The following is a 651-nucleotide window of genomic DNA, read 5'->3' on the forward strand; positions in this document are numbered from 1 at the left end:
TCTAACAATATTCTGATAGGCAACAGCGGCAACAACCGCTTGAGTGGTGAAGAAGGCAACGATTTCCTGTACGGCATGGGCGGCAACGACACCCTGTCAGGTGGCAATGGAAATGATCACCTCAACGGAGGAGACGGAGATGACTATCTTGCAGGCGGCTTGGGTAGCGACACCATCATAACAGGTGCAGGCAGAGACACTGTCGCCTTTACTGCAGCAGATATTCGTGAAGGCAGCATAGATCGTTTGCTCGACTTTAACCCTGAGACGGATAAACTCGACCTATCTGGTATGCGTTCATTGCTGACTGGCAGCAACGCCAATTTGAGCTGGTCAAAGATGTTCGTTTACAAAGACCCTGAGGTCATTCTCCAAAAAGACCATCCTTATCTCATCTTTGATACAGAGCAGCAGACTCTTGCTTATCGTGCAGCAGGTTCAAGCAGTAGCACCGTATTTGCCAAATCCGATAGCGACGATCCATCAAAATGGTTGGATGCATCCAATATCATCGGATAAAGACCCGTGAAAAAGAACCGACAGTTTGAAATGAATCTGCTTTTTAAACTCCAAAGCAAAGATTTAAAATAAACATTATTTGAAACAAATCGTCAGTTCATTCTAAGCTGATTCAATAAAAACGTCGTCTAA

1 protein-coding gene is annotated in these 651 nt (G+C 44.9%); it reads left to right on the forward strand.

Features of this window, described 5'->3' with window-relative positions:
- Positions 1-519 (forward strand): M10 family metallopeptidase C-terminal domain-containing protein (locus tag HMPREF2907_RS00230; RefSeq protein ID WP_070679067.1); only part of this gene is annotated, 519 nt, incomplete at its 5' end.
- Between the last annotated feature and the right edge of the window lie 132 nt (positions 520-651).

This window comes from Neisseria sp. HMSC055H02 (genome assembly GCF_001813335.1).
GTDB lineage: Bacteria > Pseudomonadota > Gammaproteobacteria > Burkholderiales > Neisseriaceae > Neisseria > Neisseria sicca_C.